This window comes from Opitutaceae bacterium TAV5 (assembly GCA_000242935.3).
GTDB lineage: Bacteria > Verrucomicrobiota > Verrucomicrobiia > Opitutales > Opitutaceae > Geminisphaera.
The window spans coordinates 4538571-4553971 of sequence record CP007053.1; the positions used below are offsets into that span (position 1 = coordinate 4538571).

The 15401-nt window shown below is 61.7% G+C and carries 8 protein-coding genes; all 8 read right to left on the reverse strand.

The annotated features are described in order from the left end of the window. Positions 1-5: 5 nt before the first annotated feature. Positions 6-3365, reverse strand: a complete 3360-nt coding sequence (locus OPIT5_19345) for a hypothetical protein (GenBank protein ID AHF92066.1) — start codon at positions 3363-3365, stop codon at positions 6-8. 29 nt (positions 3366-3394) lie between these two features. Further along, the gene (locus OPIT5_19350) at positions 3395-6781 is read right to left on the reverse strand and encodes a hypothetical protein (protein ID AHF92067.1); all 3387 of its coding nucleotides are present in this window, start codon (positions 6779-6781) and stop codon (positions 3395-3397) included. 41 nt (positions 6782-6822) lie between these two features. After that, positions 6823-7545: a hypothetical protein gene (locus OPIT5_19355; GenBank protein ID AHF94533.1), complete on the reverse strand. Its 723-nt coding sequence runs from the start codon at positions 7543-7545 to the stop codon at positions 6823-6825. A 47-nt stretch (positions 7546-7592) separates the two neighbouring features. Then, positions 7593-8636: a GntR family transcriptional regulator gene (locus tag OPIT5_19360; protein AHF92068.1), complete on the reverse strand. Its 1044-nt coding sequence runs from the start codon at positions 8634-8636 to the stop codon at positions 7593-7595. A 449-nt stretch (positions 8637-9085) separates the two neighbouring features. After that, on the reverse strand, positions 9086-12730 hold the full coding sequence (locus OPIT5_19365) for a glycoside hydrolase family 2 (GenBank protein ID AHF92069.1): 3645 nt from the start codon (positions 12728-12730) through the stop codon (positions 9086-9088). A gap of 166 nt (positions 12731-12896) precedes the next feature. Continuing rightward, positions 12897-13619: an N-terminal cleavage protein gene (locus tag OPIT5_19370; GenBank protein ID AHF92070.1), complete on the reverse strand. Its 723-nt coding sequence runs from the start codon at positions 13617-13619 to the stop codon at positions 12897-12899. A gap of 127 nt (positions 13620-13746) precedes the next feature. Next, positions 13747-14490 carry a hypothetical protein gene (locus OPIT5_19375; protein ID AHF92071.1) on the reverse strand — a complete coding sequence of 248 codons (744 nt, stop codon included), beginning with the start codon at positions 14488-14490 and terminating at the stop codon, positions 13747-13749. A 29-nt stretch (positions 14491-14519) separates the two neighbouring features. Next, the gene (locus OPIT5_19380; protein ID AHF92072.1) at positions 14520-15371 is read right to left on the reverse strand and encodes an anchor protein; all 852 of its coding nucleotides are present in this window, start codon (positions 15369-15371) and stop codon (positions 14520-14522) included. Positions 15372-15401: the final 30 nt, after the last annotated feature.

The following is a 15401-nucleotide window of genomic DNA, read 5'->3' on the forward strand; positions in this document are numbered from 1 at the left end:
GGATGTTACGGGTGGAAGGTGATCGTGATTTGCCCGCCGCGTGGAAGTTGGAGGCGATAATGCAGGGCGGCGGGATTGGCGGCATTGAGCGCAGGCGTTTTATCGAGGGCAGAGGCGGGCAGCGGCGTGTCGTCCAGGAGAACAGAGTCAACACGGCGGGGCGCGGCAAATTCGAGGACGAAGGGCTTGTCGTTGACCAGATCAACCACAAGACGCCTTTCATTTTGAATCCAATCACTGGATACGAATCGGGCGGGTTCCCAGTTGATGAGCGAGACGCCGGTGTCGTGTCCGCTCCAGGCACCGATCATGCCGCCCGCGTCGTATTTTGGCGCGGTGCGTTTGATGTGTTTTAGCCAGATGGTGATGTCCTCCTGGATTTTCGCGGCGGGCCAGTCGGGGAGATAGCTGCGGGCCGCGATGTGGGTTGCCGTGCGCGAGGGGTTAGTGGGCATCTCGCGCCAGTCGGAAAAATATGTGTCCATGAAGACGGCCTGGAAATCTCTCATAAAATCAGCGCCGAGGGCGTTGAAATAGAAGCCGAACATTTCGGGCATTTCGCCGGTCCATGAAAGGCACATGGCGATGTGATCAAGGCCACTGGCTGAATTGGACTTGGCGACCTCGATGCAGGGGCCGTCCTCGGCAAAACCGGCTCCGTAGAGTCTGGGGGATTTTTTCTCCGGGTCGAGATAGCGGGCGAAGTTGAAGCGGAGCGCGGTGGATGCCGCGAGTTTTGCGCGGAGGTAGGCGATGCGCTCAAAATCGTCGGTCTTGCCCAAAACCTCGGCCATGCGTTCCATCGCGGCGACGCCGGCGTATGCGATGGTGTCCATGTCAATGGAGCCGTATTTGGTGGCCTCGCGCGAGGTGGTTTGCGGGATTGCCCAGTCGTTGAGAACCTCGAAAATCCGCAGGGTGTCCATGATACGCGGCCAGAGTTTTTCGATCAGCGCCCAATCGCCGCTGTATTTGGCGTAGAGGTAGGTTGAATACGCGGCCTGGCCGACGTTGGAGTTGGGGTCGCCGAACATCGCGGGCAACGCGGTGCGGTCCCGCCAGCCGCGGACATAGTAGGGTTCGCCGGTGAAACGTTCTCTGCGGGGAATCCACGACGAAGGTTCATACATGCGCACGACGAGCGGGCGGGCGATTCCCAGCAACTCGTTCCGGGCTTGTTCGGACAAAAATCCGCCGCCGAGGAGTCCGTGGGACCAACGCTTGAAGTAGGGGGCTTTCCACGGATGGTTGTTGTAATAGGTGTGCGGTTCTGCGGTCGCAACGGCATGGATCCCGGCTTCAACCGCCTCGATTGTACCGGAAAATTCGGTACGGCGCGGGAACGCGGCGTGAGGCGCGGCGAAGCGGGGCAGTTCGTAGGTGAGCGTGTTGCCGTTTTGCCAGCGCCAAGGGCCGATCTGGGTCTTGACTTCGCGGACAGCATTTTTTCCTGAAACACCGTTTGGGATGCCTGACCAGCCACGTGAATCCCGGCCCCAACTGTAAATCGGCGGGATGGGGGCGTAGTCGGGCGCCTGCCAGTCGGGCCGGCCCCAGCGTTCGTAAGTGAATTCGTTAAAAATGCGAACGGTGTCGTCCTCGACTTTGTAATACTCGCGGCAATCCACCGGATAAGTGCGGAGGAAACGGGCGAGGAGGCGGGCGCGGTCTGCGAGGAGCGCGGCGTCCCAGTTGTCGTTGAGCAGGCCGTGGAAGGCGGTGCTGACACCCCAGCGTCCGGGCGGCAGGCGAAGGCCGGAGGCTGTCCATTGAACAGGGCCGCGGGCGTCGGAGGTGAAGAGCACGGCCACGGCCTTGTCGCCAAAGAAGGTCGGGGAAGGTTTTTGTCCGCCGATGCCCCAGATGCCCACGAACCAGGGTTCTTGCAGGTTGCGGATGTCTTGCGGCTTGTTGAGAAGCCCCCGACTGGTGAGGATGGCGGAGGGACCGATTCGGGAGATCTTGCCGGAGCCAGACGCGGAGGAGAGAGTTTGGAAACGGTCCTCGTCCTCGTCGGGCGCGCCGCTGCGGACGGGAAGATTGCCGCCGCCGCGTGAGCTGAGGTTGAGGGGACGGGGTGAATCAACGAGAAACCCGGGAACAAGGATGCCGTAGGTGTAGTGGAGGGTGTCTTTCTCAACGCCCATGTCCATTTTCATGGTGGTCCAGTTGACCTCGATTTTTTTGGAATCCTCGTAGGTCTCGCGGGCGCGGGCTTTCCATTCGCCGCCGGCGCGTCCGGTGGCGTCGGCGGTCTGGCCGTCGGCATAGAAATCAAAATCCTGACGGCGGGTGCGCTGGCGTTCATTGCCAGTGTAGGCGCGGAACCACGTTGCGGCGACGAGTTCGGTAAGGAGTCCGTTGTAGGCGGTGTTTGCGAAGCGTCCGGCGGTGTTGTAACTGATGCCTTCGCGATACGTTTCGCCATCGATTTGGCGGGTGGGGAAATGGATGGGCGGCAGCGGTGCCCATTTGGATTCGGGGAGCGCGGCCTGAAGCGGAGTGACACTTTTGATTTCGAGCGCGACATCGGGGTCGGTGCTTATCACCGCAAGTGTGCCCAGATTCTGGGGACGGGGAGGCAGGTCGTAGGGTTGGGATTCGGTGAGTTTGGCGAGATCAAGAGTGTAGTCGTGTGTGCCTGCCTGAAGGTCGAGCGCTGGGTAATCGTAGATGATACGTCTGTCGATCATGGCCGTCAGTTTTCCCTGCGTGCGAACGGGGGCGGTGATGCTGACGCGAAGGGTGGTCTGGTGGGATTGCAGCGGAGTTTCGAGCAGTGACCATTCGGCGGGAGTGATGATGGCTTCGCTGATGTCGCAAAAACCACCCCCGTCCGCGTTCTTGCCGGAACCGCGCCAGATGGAGGCGACATGGATTTCGAGCGAATGGACGTTGCGGTTGAGGGAAACGGCCTGGATTTTTTCACGAACGTTTTTGAGTTCAACGTTGAGGGGCGCGGTCGCGTCGCCGTTGAGAATAATGGTAAGCTGACGGGGTGCCGCCCAATTGGCGCGGCTGTTTTGCACGAAAGCGAGGCGCTGAATGTCGCGGGGTTGTTTGAAGCGGATGGTGACGCCGCCGTCTTCGAGTTTGTTGAAGCGTGTCGAGGTCTCTGGTTTGCCGTCGAAGAGACCGCGAGTGGAACGTTTTGGGTCGGCGGGAATGGTGACGATGGATTTGATTTCGTTCGTATTCCAGGCCACCCAACTGAGCGGGAGTTCGGATTCAGCCTGAAGGGGGGGGGGGGCATTACCCGCAGCCCTGATGTGGACAGGCATCAGGGCAACGCAAAGGCAGAGCGCCACGCTGGCAGTCAATGCGTCAGGCCGGAGGCATAATCGGATGAAACGGAGGGGCATCATGAGAGGCGAGTGGGGACGGGTGTGGCGGGTTATGGGTGAAAGGTAACCAAGAGCTTGCCGCCGCGCGGGAGTTGCAGGCGGTAGTGAAGGGCGGCGGGATTGGCGGCGTTGAGCGCGGGCGACTGCGTGAGCGCGTTTGCGGGCAACGGCTTCCCATCAAGAACGACGGCAGCGACGCGACCCGGCGCGGCGAATTCAAGGGTGAAGGGTTTGTCCGCGGTCAGTTCGACGGTGAGGAGGCGGCGAGCCTGCTCCCACGTGCTGGAGACGAACCGGGCAGGCTCCCAGTTGATGAGCGAGACGCCGGTGTCGTGGCCGCTCCAGGCACCGATCATGCCGGCGGTGGTATAGGGAGGTTGGCCTTTTTTGATGTGTTTCAGCCAGATGTTGATGTCCTCTTTTATTTTGTCGGCGGGCCAGTCGGGCAGGTAACTGCGGGCAGCGATATGGGCCGCACTGCGCCCGGTGTTGGTGGGCATGGTGCGCCAGTCCGGGAAATATTTTTCCATGAAGTCGGACTGGAATTCCCTCATGAAGTCGGCACCGAGAACGTTGAAAAGGAAGGAATACATTTCGGGCAACTCGCCGGTCCAGGTGAGGCACATGGCGATGTGATCCAGGCCCACACCCCAACCGGCCTTGGCGGTCTCGATGGAGGGCCCGTCTTCGGCAAAGCCGGCTCCGTAGAGTCGGGGGAATTTTTTTTCCGGGTCGAGATAGCGGGCGAAGTTGAGACGGAGCGCGGTGGCGGCCGCGAGCTTGGCCTGGAGGTAGGCAATGCGTTCGGCGTCCTCGGTTTTGCCCAGCACCTCAGCCATGCGGCCCATCGCGGCGACGCCGGCATAGGCGATGGTGTCCATATCGATGGAGCCGTATTTGACGGCTTCGCGCGAGGTGGTCTGGGGGACGGCCCAATCGTTGAGGACTTCGAAGATGCGCAGGGTGTCCATTACGCGCGGCCAGAGTTTTTCGACCAGCGTCCAGTCACCGCTGTATTTGGCGTAGAGATAAAGTGAATACGCAGCCTGGCCGACATTGGAGTTGGGATCGCCAAACATCGCGGGCAGCGCGCGACGGTCGCGCCAGCCGCGGATGTAGTAGGGTTCGCCGCTGAAACGTTCTTTGCGGGGAATCCACGATGAGGGTTCATACATGCGGTGGACGAGTGGCCGGGCGACGTCGAGGATATCGCCGCGGGCTTGCTCGCCGAAGAAGCTGCCGCCGAGGAGTCCGTGGGACCAGCGCTTGAAGTAGGCCAGATGCCACGGGTGGTTGTTGTATTGCCGGAAGGCGTTCCCATCCGCGGGTGCACCGGTCATGACGGCGTGGACCTCATCCTCGGCCTTCGTGATGATGTCTTCGAATTCGGGACGGCGGGGGAAGGCGGCGTGTGGAGTGGCGAAGCGGGGGAGCGTGTAGGCGAGGGTGTTGCCGTTTTGCCAGCGCCAGGGGCCGAAGGGGGTGTGAATGTCCGAGGGGGAGTTGCCCGTGCCACGCGGAGAGGCAATGGTTGCGGGCGAGACGCCTGCGCCACCGGGAATCCCGGGCCAGCCGCGAGAATCCTTGCCCCAACTGTAAATCGGCGGGATAGGGGCGTAGTCGGACGCCTGCCAGTCGGGACGGCCCCAGCGTTCGTAGGTGAATTCGTTGAAAATGCGAACGGTGTCGTCCTCGACTTTGTAATACTCGCGGCAGTCTACCGGATAGGTGCGGAGGAAGCGGGTGAGGAGGCGGGCGCGGTCCGCGAGCAACGCGGCGTCCCAGTTGTCATTGAGCAGGCCATGGAAGGCGGTGCTGATGGCCCAGCGTCCGGGCGGCAGGCGGAGGCCCGCTGCGGTCCATTTGACAGGGTCTTGGGCGTCGCTGCTAAAGAGCACGGCCACGGCCTTGTCTCCCCAGAACGTGGGGTTGTCATCGCCAATGCCCCAGATGCCCACGAACCAGGGCTCATTCAGGTCCCGGATGTCCTGCGGCTTGGTCAGCAGACCTTGGCTGGTAAGGATGGCGGCGGGGCCGATCCGGGGAAATCCTCCGGAGTCCGACGTGGAGGAGAGCGTCTGGAAGCGGTCCTCTTCCTCGTCGGGTGCGCCACTGCGGATGGGGATGTTGCCGCCGCCCCGGGAGCTAAGGTTGAGGACCCGGGGGGAATCGACGAGGAAGCCGGGGGCAAGGACGCCATAGATGTAGTGAAGCGTGTCATTTTCGATCTTCAGGTCCACTTTCATGGTGGTCCAGTTCACATTGATCTTCTCGGAGTCTGCGTCGGTTTTGCGAATGTTGATCTTCCAAAGCTCCTCGCCGCGCCCGGTGTCGTCGGTCTGCTGGCCATCGGCATAGAAGTCGAATTCCTGGCGACGGGCGAGTTGCCCGGCATTGGCGGAGTAGGCGCGGAACCACGAGGCGCCGACGAGTTCGGTGAGGAGTCCGTTGTAGGGAGTGTTGCCGAAGCGGCCGGCGGTATGGTAGCTGTGTCCTTCCTTCCACGTTTCGCCATCAACCAGGCGCGTGGGAAAATGGATGGGGGGCAGCGGGTCCCAGCGGGCCTCGGGCAGCGCGGCTTCAAGCGGCGTGACAGTCTCTATCTTGAGCGCGGTATCGGGATCGGTGCTTGTCAGGATAAGTTTGTCCAGATGCTGTGCGCGGGCGGGCAGGTCGTAGGGTTCGGATTCGGTGAGCTTGCCGAGATCGATGACGTAGTCGTGCGTGCCAGCCTGAATGTCGAGCGGGGGATAGTCGTAGGTGATACGGTTGTCGATCATGGCCGTCAGGCTGGCCTGCGTGCGAGCGGAGGCGGTGACGCTGAGGCGCAGCCGGGTCTGCTGCGGTTGAAGGGGGCTCTCGAGCAGGGACCACTCGGCGGGGGCGATGTCGGCCTCGCCGATGCCGGAGAAGCCACCCCAAGTCATGCTTTTGCCGGATTCACGCCATGTGGTTTCGACGCGGACGGTGAGTTGGCGGACGGCGCGGTTGAGGGGAATGGCCTGGATTTTGCCGCGAGCGTTCTGGAGTTCGATGCGCAGGGGATTCGCTTCGTCGCCATTAAAGATGACGGTGAGTTGGCGGGGCAGAGCCCAGTTTTCAGAGCCTCCTTGCAAGAAGGCCAGACGACCGATTTGCCGGGGCTGTTTGAAGCGGATGGTAGTGACGCTGCCTTCGAGTTTTTTGAAAAATGTGCAGGTCTTGGTTTTACCATTGAGGAGCCCCTTGGTGGAGCGCTTCTGGTCATCCGAGTTGGTCGTGATGGATTCGATTTCCTCCGCGTTCCACGCGACCCACCGGAGAGGCGGGTCGTATTCGGCGCGGAGCACCGTGGCCTCAGCCGCCGCCCGGGCAATGATGGGTATCCCGGAAATGCCGACGGAGGCGAGGGCAAGGGCGAGAAAACTGCGTAGCCGGGAGGAACGCGGAGAAATCATGACGGGTAGCGGGGGGGGAGGTGCGCGTGAACGTCACCGGGTCAGCGGCGGCGCTTGAACAGAAAGCAAGCGATGCCGACGAGACCAAGGACCGTGGTGACCGTCGCGGGTTCCGGAACGTTGGAGATCACCGGAGTGAGCGTCATCGAAAAATTGGGCGCCCCAACTGTTGCTATCCAATTGCCGCCGCTCAAGTTCCACCGCTCAACGTTTGCTATCGTAGCCGTATTATTGAAACCGTAATTATAGGGAGCCGCGGGCGTTTGGGCGGTGGTGACCGATTGGTTGTTCAGGAAGTAATAAGATGCCCCTGCTTCCAAAACCACACGGTTTGTAAAGGGATATATCTTGGTGGAGTCCTTCGTCCACTCACCGCTAGTGGCGATCAAGCCAGTGGTCGAAGTGTTAACCGTCGAGGGGGGCTTCCCATTTGGGTCGAAGGTATCGTCGAAAATCAGAACATAGCCGCGACCAGTAGGGGCGGCACTTGTGCCACTGCTGGACAGCCAAGTGAAGGAGGTTAGCTCCCAACCGGTCTGGTTGAGTTCCGTGTAGGCGGGCAGGGTGATCTTCATGCCCGGAGTCGAATTGTTCGTGCTACTCCCGCCGACAGTAAAGCTATAGACACCGGTATCGCCATTCCAGTTCAGGCTGGGCGGTGTTGCCGCTTGAGTGGTGGCGGAGAGAAGTAAAAACGTGACGAGGCCGATCAGGAGGGCGGCGGCGCACGGGGTCTTACGGTTTATTTTTGATGTTGGGTTCATGGCAGGGCGATTTTGGTTTTTTGACGGAATTTGGGGATTTGGCGGGATCAGGGTTTTTCGCCGCCGTCCGATATGCGTTGGATCAACTTGTCGGCGATGTCCGAGATGGAGACGTCGATATAGTCGGCGTCGAAGTTGCAGTAATAACTCAGTTCCACGTTGCGGTGGAAAAAAACGAAGAGGTCTTTGGGAACCTTGATCCCTGATTCCAGGATGGCCTGAATCGCGCCCTGAACCGTGTTGTCCGGGTAAACGATCAAGGCATCCGGACGGCGTTTGGCGGAGAGCAGTTCCCTGGTGTTGCGGTAACCGATTTCCCCCCAGCCATGCCGGGAGATTTCGCTTTCCTCGATCAGGCGCAGGCGGTCCGGACGAATCGTCACGCCAACGGATTTCAGGCCGGTGACAAGAAAGCTGTCCGCCTCTCTTTTGGGTATGCCTGCCGGGGCAATCATCGCCACGCGTTGGCAAGCCCGCTGCTTGAGCTTTGCCGCGATGCCATCGAAATCGATCAGGGGGTCCCGCATCATGCGGATTTTCCCGATAGGGAGACGATTAAACCAGTTCTGATCATAGGATCTGACTATAACTCCTATAACAGATTGCAGCCGGCTGGAGATGATCGCGTCCTGCAGTTCCGCGGGCGGTTTCAGGTGCTCTTCACTTGGCCGGTAGTCGTCATAAAGGACAAATTCGATGCCTTGCCGCTGAAGCCTCGCGCAAAGCATGTCGCGCAAGGCAAAGGCAAATGAGATGTCGGAAAAGGAGAAGGAGTCGGGGGCTTTCGACATGTAGATCCCGACGCGAAGCACTTCGCCATTTTGGGCGGCGACAAACATTCCCTTTCCCTGCTGTTTGTTCAGGAGCCCGGTGTTGACCAGCGAGTCGGTCGCCAGTTTGACGGAAAAGATGTTCGTTCCCCAGAGTCGGGCGAGTTCCCGCACGGAGGGGAGTTTCTCGCCGGGCTGGAGCGCGCCGGATTCGATTTTCCCCTGAAGATAGTGCGCAAGCTCCCGATGGATCCCGGCGGTGCTGTTGCGCCGGAAGTCACTCAGTGATTCAGGGGGGCATATTGAATCCAGATATCGCATTACAGTTATAACAGTTGAGGTTGTTTTGATGATGTAGCAAGCACAAAAGTGTTTCGTCAGCGGGGCAGTCTCCCTTTTGCCTGATGTCTCAGCAAGGTGTCGGGGGGGGGCGAGGTGGCTGAGAAGAGGAAGGTTTCTAGACGCGACCGGCGATATTGGGCGGCATCACGACGTTTTTTGCCCGCCAACTGTCACCCAGGTAAGAAAGCGGCAGGGCAAACAGCAGCAGGCGCGTTCGCTGCTGGAAACCACCGGCTACAAGATCGACGCGGTGGCGTGCCTGAGCGGTTACCGGAACACGCCGACTTTTTGCAGGGTGTTCAGGCAACGCACAGGGCAGACGCCGAGCGAGGCGCGGCAGGGCAGGGGCTAGCGCCGCACCCGGTCGAGCGCCGGCGCTACTGATCCTGCGAACGCCGCTTCCCCGGCCAGACCAAAAGCCGCTGCGCTTACGGGGCCAGTTCGCCGGTGATGCCCACCAGGATCGGAACCGGAGCGATGCCGGGCAGCCACTCGATGGTGTTGTCGAAACCGGACGAGAGGAAATCGATGGTGAGGATTTTCTTTTGCGGATGAGGGTTCTCCAGCACGGCCCGGTAAACGCCGACCAGGCCCGTTCCCTGCCGGTTGCCCCGGACGATGACCGGAGTCGCCTCGGGCAGCTCGCGGGGGGCGCGCCAGTCGCCGATGTTGCGCCCGTTTACCAGCAGGTAGTCGTGGTGCGTGCCGTCCTCGTAGTGGAGCCGGTAGCGGCCGACATCGTCTCCCGGCCACGCGCTGGCGTGGAGGAAGAAGAGGCGGGTCAGTTTCCGGTTCACCGGCAGGCCATCGATCCGCGCCGGAAATCCGGGGCGCTCCGAGCCGCGGAGAACCAGACAGGATTTTCCGCCGTTGGCGGCGGGGTCGATGATCCGGAACGGCACGCCTCGCAACTCCTGCAGCCCGGTGGGCATGCCGGCAAAGTCATCGGGTCCCTGGGCAGTCCAGCCCCCCCGCTTCCCGTCATCGGCGAAGCCCTGGTTCGCATGCGCGGAAAGGTCGATAAAGATTTCGCGGCCGGCCGGGATGACCGCAAGCTGGCCACCGCTCTCCGGCAGCGGCTTCACCTTGGCATAGGCCGGAGCGCCGCCCAGCATGTAGCCGAGCACGTTTCGCAAATACAGCGACGCGGAGCTGTCCACGCCCCAGAGCCGGGTGGCGTTGAGTTGCGTCCAGAAAATCCGCCCGCGCCCCACCGTGGCTTCCATGACGGCGTTCTCGATCTTGTTCGACGAGAGCTGCGGGGCGCGCACGGCGATGGCATTGGTCGTGAAAGGCTCAATGCCCGCGTCGATGACGTAGCCGGCGTCGGGGCTGTTCCACTGGTCGAAATCCCGCTGCGAAAGCCCTGCGAAAACCGGATGCTCCGGGATGGCCAGATCGACGTAGGCCAGATGGGAGGGGACAACTTTCAGGCCGGGCAGGAGGCTGCGGTCGGAGGGGGCTTGCTCCAGAATGAGGAGCTTGCCGCCTTCCCGCGCCCACGCGCGCAGCGCGCGGTGGTCCACGGCGACTCCGCCCGGGCCCGGCGAGGCGGCGGGCAGGATCGCGGCCGTGTGCTGCGAGGAAAGCCGGGCGACGGGCACGGTGTCGAACGGCACAGACAACGCGGTGAGGATGCCCGCAGTGCGGTCCACGGAGCCGGCATCGCCGGTGTCGAGCAGCGCGACGGTTTCCGCCACGGCGAGGGGTTCGGCGAGCAGCGTGCGGTCCCGGATGCCGACGTTGTAGAAATTCCGGCCGATGACGCCGCCCGCGGAGTTGTTCAACGTAATGCGGATTTGCGGACAGGGAGATGACACCGGGGGGATCGAGAGCTTCACCGGCAGGACGGCCTTGTGCCAGGGGGCTATCTCTCCCGGGGAAAACCGGCCCAGCTCGACATCTTCCCCTGCGGGCGTCCGCAGCCACACGCGGAAATGGACGTCGCGCAGGGGCTCCGGCGTGCTGTTGACGGCGAAGAGCTCGGCCTCGTCGGTGTCGCCGGAAAAGAAATTCACCGGGGGCAGGCCCGCTGCGTTGCGGATGCCGGGCAGGACCGGCTGATTCCACAGGGTCGCGGCCTCGAGGGTGTCGGAGAGGAACCAGGGGGCGAAGCCGTCGACCCGGAGGTCCTGCCGCACCTGCTCCAGCAGCCGGTGCCCGAATTTCGCCCGGCCGTAGGGCAGCCCGCGTTCCGGATCGAGCGCGGCGGCGAGGCCGATGGTGCCCGCCAGGCCGATGCCGTTGGGCTTTCCCCAACTGGCAGGGGCGCGTGCGTATCTGGCGTAGGCCTCGATGTCGTTCAGCCTGAACTCCGGGTCCGACAGGCCGCCCCAGGAGAAGCCGACGCACTCCCAGATGACATAGGGCATCCCGAGGTCGCGGCCCTCCCGGCCGTAGTGCTCCAGCGAGCCGGCGTAATTCTTGTCCATGACAGAACGGAAGACCGTCCACGACGGCCGGAAAAACCCGGCGTAATCATGCAGGTCGAGAAAGTCCGTGTTGAGCGGCTCGGTGCCGTAGGAAAACCAGCTCGCCGACCCCGAGAAACTCCCGACCGGGCGGCCCTGCCGGTCGAGCCGGCGGACGAGGTCCACCTGGCGGTCGAGCAGCCACCTGATCTCCGGCCGGTCCTTGTGGATGACCTCGTTGCCCGTGCTCCACATGACCACCGAGGGGTGGTTGTGGTCGCGGGCCAGCCACTCGGCCAGCTCGCGGTCGTTGTTTTCCTGAAAGGCCGGCACGTCGATCCTGTTGGTGAAGGACCAGCCCCACTCGTTGTAGATCATGATCCCGATCTCGTCGGCCAGTTCAAGGGCGTCGGGCACGGGCGGCATGTGCGCGGGGCGAAGGATATTCACGCCGAGGCTCCTGAAGCGCGCCAGCCGGCCGCGGAGCTGCTCGCGGTCTTCCTCCGGGGTGCGTCCCCGTCCGCCGTATGTCGCGGAGGAGAAGTTTTCCCCAAAGAGGTAGATCCGCGTGCCGTTCAGGTGGAACTTGCCGTCGATGATCCGAAAATCCCGGAAGCCGAAGCGTTCGGCGCGGGCGGAGACAACCTGACCGTCTCGCGCCCGAATGTATCCGTTAAGGTAATACATGAACGGTTCGTCGGGCGACCACCGGACGGGGCGGTCCAGCCTGATCGTGGCCGAACCGGTGTTGTCGCCGGGCTTGAGCGAGACCGCGCCCGGGCCGACGGCGGCGTTCAGGCGGTTGGGATCGGCCTTGAGCGCGGTGCTCACCGCGAAGCCCAGGCCGAGCATGGCGTCCCGGCCGGTCCGGTTGTCGATCACATAGTCGATGCGCAGGGAGTCGTCGGCGAGCACCGGGGTAACGAAAATCTGCCGGAACCGGATGGCGGGCTCCAGCCGCAGGGAGACCGACTGCCAGAGGCCGCCTTTGATGTCGTCAAAACCCCACTGGGAGCCATACACGTGGGTGGCGAGCGGCACGTCGCCTCGGTTGGGGCCGAAGTCGGTCAGGACGCGGAGGGCGATCCGGTTTTCACCGGCGCGGACGGCGTCGGTCACATCGAACTCGCAGGGCGTGAAATCGCCCTTGTGCCGGCCGACCTCGCGACCGTTGACGAACACCGTGGCGTCGTAGCCGATGACGCCGAAATGCAGCAGCACCCGTTTGCCCCGGGCGAGGTCATCTCCGGACAAGTCGAAGGCGCGGCGATAAGTGCCCTTGACGTAGGGCTGCGACCTGGAGCGAAACCTGGGGTATTGCCGATACCAGTCCAACGGCACGGGAATCTCGTCCCAGGCGGAATCGTCGAAGTCGGTTTTTTCATATTCCCTGTCGCGCGCCGTGGGCTCGCCAAAGGGAGCAGCCGACTGTTCCAGACGGGAAAGTTTCCAGTTCCCGTTCAGCGAGCGGGTCTCGTTGAAATCACCAGGGACGATCCGCGTGCCGTCCGGCAACGCCACTTTGATCTCCCGCGGGGTGATGGCGGTGGACGCGGGAGGCAAAGGCGTGGGCTCCGGATAAAATGGCGGCACAACGCCAGACGCGGCGCCTCCGCAAGCGAAAGTGAGCCACAAAACAATGTAGAGGGAAAGGGACTTCATAGGCCTTGGGTAAATTAACTGGTATGACGCGGCAGGTGGTCCGGGGAGCGCACGCGTCTCGTGTGCCGGCTTGGGCGTCCCGCCCGAGCCTCTCGGCCCGAAGCTGTTCGGCGAGACGCCGAACACAACACGCGAGACGCGTGCGCTCCCCGGACCCGCCAGTCAGTTACTGGTAATGCTCCGTCTGTCCGGACCAGAGTCGCCAGACATCATCTGATTTGGCGAATTTGCTATTTTTCGACTCGGAAGAAACATGCCCGTCCAGCCAGACAACATTGCAAGTGTCACCGGAATGGCGAAAGGAAACGGTATAATCGTCAGGTGTTTTCCAGGTCCCCCACGCAGCCGGGCGAACAAAGCCGCGCCATGCGACCGTATCGGCATGATATTGGTCCGTGAACAATACGGTGCGGGAAGGATTGTCTGCCTGCGACATGTTCATCCTCCCGGCCAGCACACCACCCGTGCCCTTGCTCAACCAGAAGTAGTTATGCCCATAACCAAATCCTCCCTCCTTGCCCGGACAAACGAATACAGGGACTTCCCGATAGCCGGAAAAATCACCCGTCGCACTTCGCCCCATGTAAGCGGCGAGCAATCCGGTCCAATGATTTTTATGAAGCGGCTTGTTGTTTTGATCACTCGGATCAAACGCAGGCACGATGTATCCCCGGTCATCGACAGAATACATCCCTGCAGCCACACCGATCTGGCGAAGATTGCTTTTGCACTGTGTGGAGCGGGCATGGCTCCGGACCCGTCCGAGCGTGGCCAACATAAGCCCTGCCAGCACGCCGATGATGGCGATCACGGTAAGGAGCTCGATCAATGTAAAACCGGGGTTCCGGGTAAGCCTGACGAATTGTTTGTTGTGAGGTAACGTTTTCATCGGTTGGGTATCGGGAATGTCGATTCAGGTGTTCGTGATGGGGATGTTTTTCTCTCCGTTCGAAATTCTTGCCGGAGCAGTGGGGCCAATTGCCTCTATGGGAGTATGTCACCTGGTCCTGTTGGCGTCAGTCAACGGAACCGATGACGCTGCCAGGCGCAGCGTAAAGTTGCTTCACTTCGGAGGCGTCGAGTTGCCCGGAGTATACCTGGAGATCGTAGATGGAGCCCTTGAACTGATTGTTGGTGTATTTGGGTGAAAATGCCCAGTTGCCTACACGCCCTGGGGCCAGGGAAAAACGGGCGGGATCATCCCACGTCCTGTTCTTGGCCAGTGCACCATTGAAATAGAGATTGGCCGTTTGGGCGGTCTTGTCCCATGTGACGACGACATGATACCAAGCATGTTCGGTGATTTTTCCGAGTTGGGTGTTGGTGTTTGCGACATTGATCTCCACCCGGTCTTTGTCGGCTGCGATGGATATGCGGAGGTCTTTGTTGTAGGTGCCACCCATGTTGAGGAGGTAATCCGCGCCTTCACCCGCATTGCTTCGGTCTGCCTTGAACCAAAAGCTCAGCGAACCCACGTCGGACAATGCCACAACGGGAATGGTGAATCCCGATACGCTGTCGGCAGCCTGCCCGATCTGAATGGAAGCGACCGGACCGGAGGCTTCGGGCGGGCGGGCGGCATCGTAAGCCAACGCTGCCGGCAAACCATCAATGGTGGCGGCAATGGCATTGGCGGTGCCGATGGAATCATTCAGGTTACCGTTGAACTCGTATCGATGTGTCAGCGTAGCGGTGGCATGGGCGGATGTGCTGGCGCAAAGGATACCGGTCAGGATGGCGGCAAGGCGAGGGATGTTCATGGCTTGACAGGATGTGAAGATAAAGGGGATCAGGCCCGGCGGGTGCGGCGACGGTGGCAAGCTACGGTCCAGGCCAAGGAGACGCTACCGAGGAAAAGTACGAGGGTGCCGGGTTCGGGGACGGCGATGGCGAGTCCGGGGTTGACGGCGAGGAAGGCCACCTGCCCGGCGTCGAGCAGCCCCGAGTATATCTGAAAGTCGTAGATAGCGCCTTTGAATTGGTTCTCGAGATAGCTGCTGCTGGTCCCGGCGGGAAAACTCCAGTTGCCGACGTTGATATTGGTGGTGGCGAACTTGCTGGCGGCAACGCTGGTGCTGCTACCGATGAGAGCACCGTTGACATAGAAGAATGCGCTTGTGTTGGCCGTGTCCCAAGTGACGGCGACATGATACCAGGTGTCCTGCGTCACCCCCGCCGACCAGGTGCCGATGGTCGTGTCTCCAATGGCGAAACGGAGCTGGTTGCTATTATTGTCGCGGAGAAAGAGTCTGATTCCTTTCTGCCAATCTCCGCCCTGGTTGAACACGTAGTCCGCCTGACTGTTCGTAGTTGCGGCCAGATCAGACCGGAGCCAGAGGCTGATGGAGCCTGTCCCGGAATAGGCGGCGCTATTGATGGTGAAACCGGAGCGGACGTCGGTGGTTTGTCCGACCTGAAGCGATTGGCTGGGGTTGGTGGCGCCCGTGGGGGTGCCGCCGCCGAAACCAGGGGCTTCGGAGTAGGTTCCGGTTCCGCTGGCGGCGGCGCCGGTCGTACCGACGGAGTCGTTGAGAGTGCCGTTGAACTCATAGCGGTTCGTAAGCGTGGCGTCGGCTTGGGCGAGCGTCGTGGCGCAGACGAGGGCGGACAGGACGGCGAGGGTGCGGGTTTTTATAGTCATAATTTTGATATGGGTTGGCTTGTGATGGCA

Excerpts from the sequence above, each read along its gene's own strand:
- OPIT5_19370 (AHF92070.1), bottom strand. The coding sequence starts at position 13,619 with ATGAAAACGTTACCTCACAACAAACAATTCGTCAGGCTTACCCGGAAC.
- OPIT5_19375 (AHF92071.1), bottom strand. The coding sequence starts at position 14,490 with ATGAACATCCCTCGCCTTGCCGCCATCCTGACCGGTATCCTTTGCGCC.
- OPIT5_19365 (AHF92069.1), bottom strand. The coding sequence starts at position 12,730 with ATGAAGTCCCTTTCCCTCTACATTGTTTTGTGGCTCACTTTCGCTTGC.
- OPIT5_19355 (AHF94533.1), bottom strand. The coding sequence starts at position 7,545 with ATGAACCCAACATCAAAAATAAACCGTAAGACCCCGTGCGCCGCCGCC.
- OPIT5_19345 (AHF92066.1), bottom strand. The coding sequence starts at position 3,365 with ATGATGCCCCTCCGTTTCATCCGATTATGCCTCCGGCCTGACGCATTG.
- OPIT5_19380 (AHF92072.1), bottom strand. The coding sequence starts at position 15,371 with ATGACTATAAAAACCCGCACCCTCGCCGTCCTGTCCGCCCTCGTCTGC.
- OPIT5_19360 (AHF92068.1), bottom strand. The coding sequence starts at position 8,636 with ATGCGATATCTGGATTCAATATGCCCCCCTGAATCACTGAGTGACTTC.
- OPIT5_19350 (AHF92067.1), bottom strand. The coding sequence starts at position 6,781 with ATGATTTCTCCGCGTTCCTCCCGGCTACGCAGTTTTCTCGCCCTTGCC.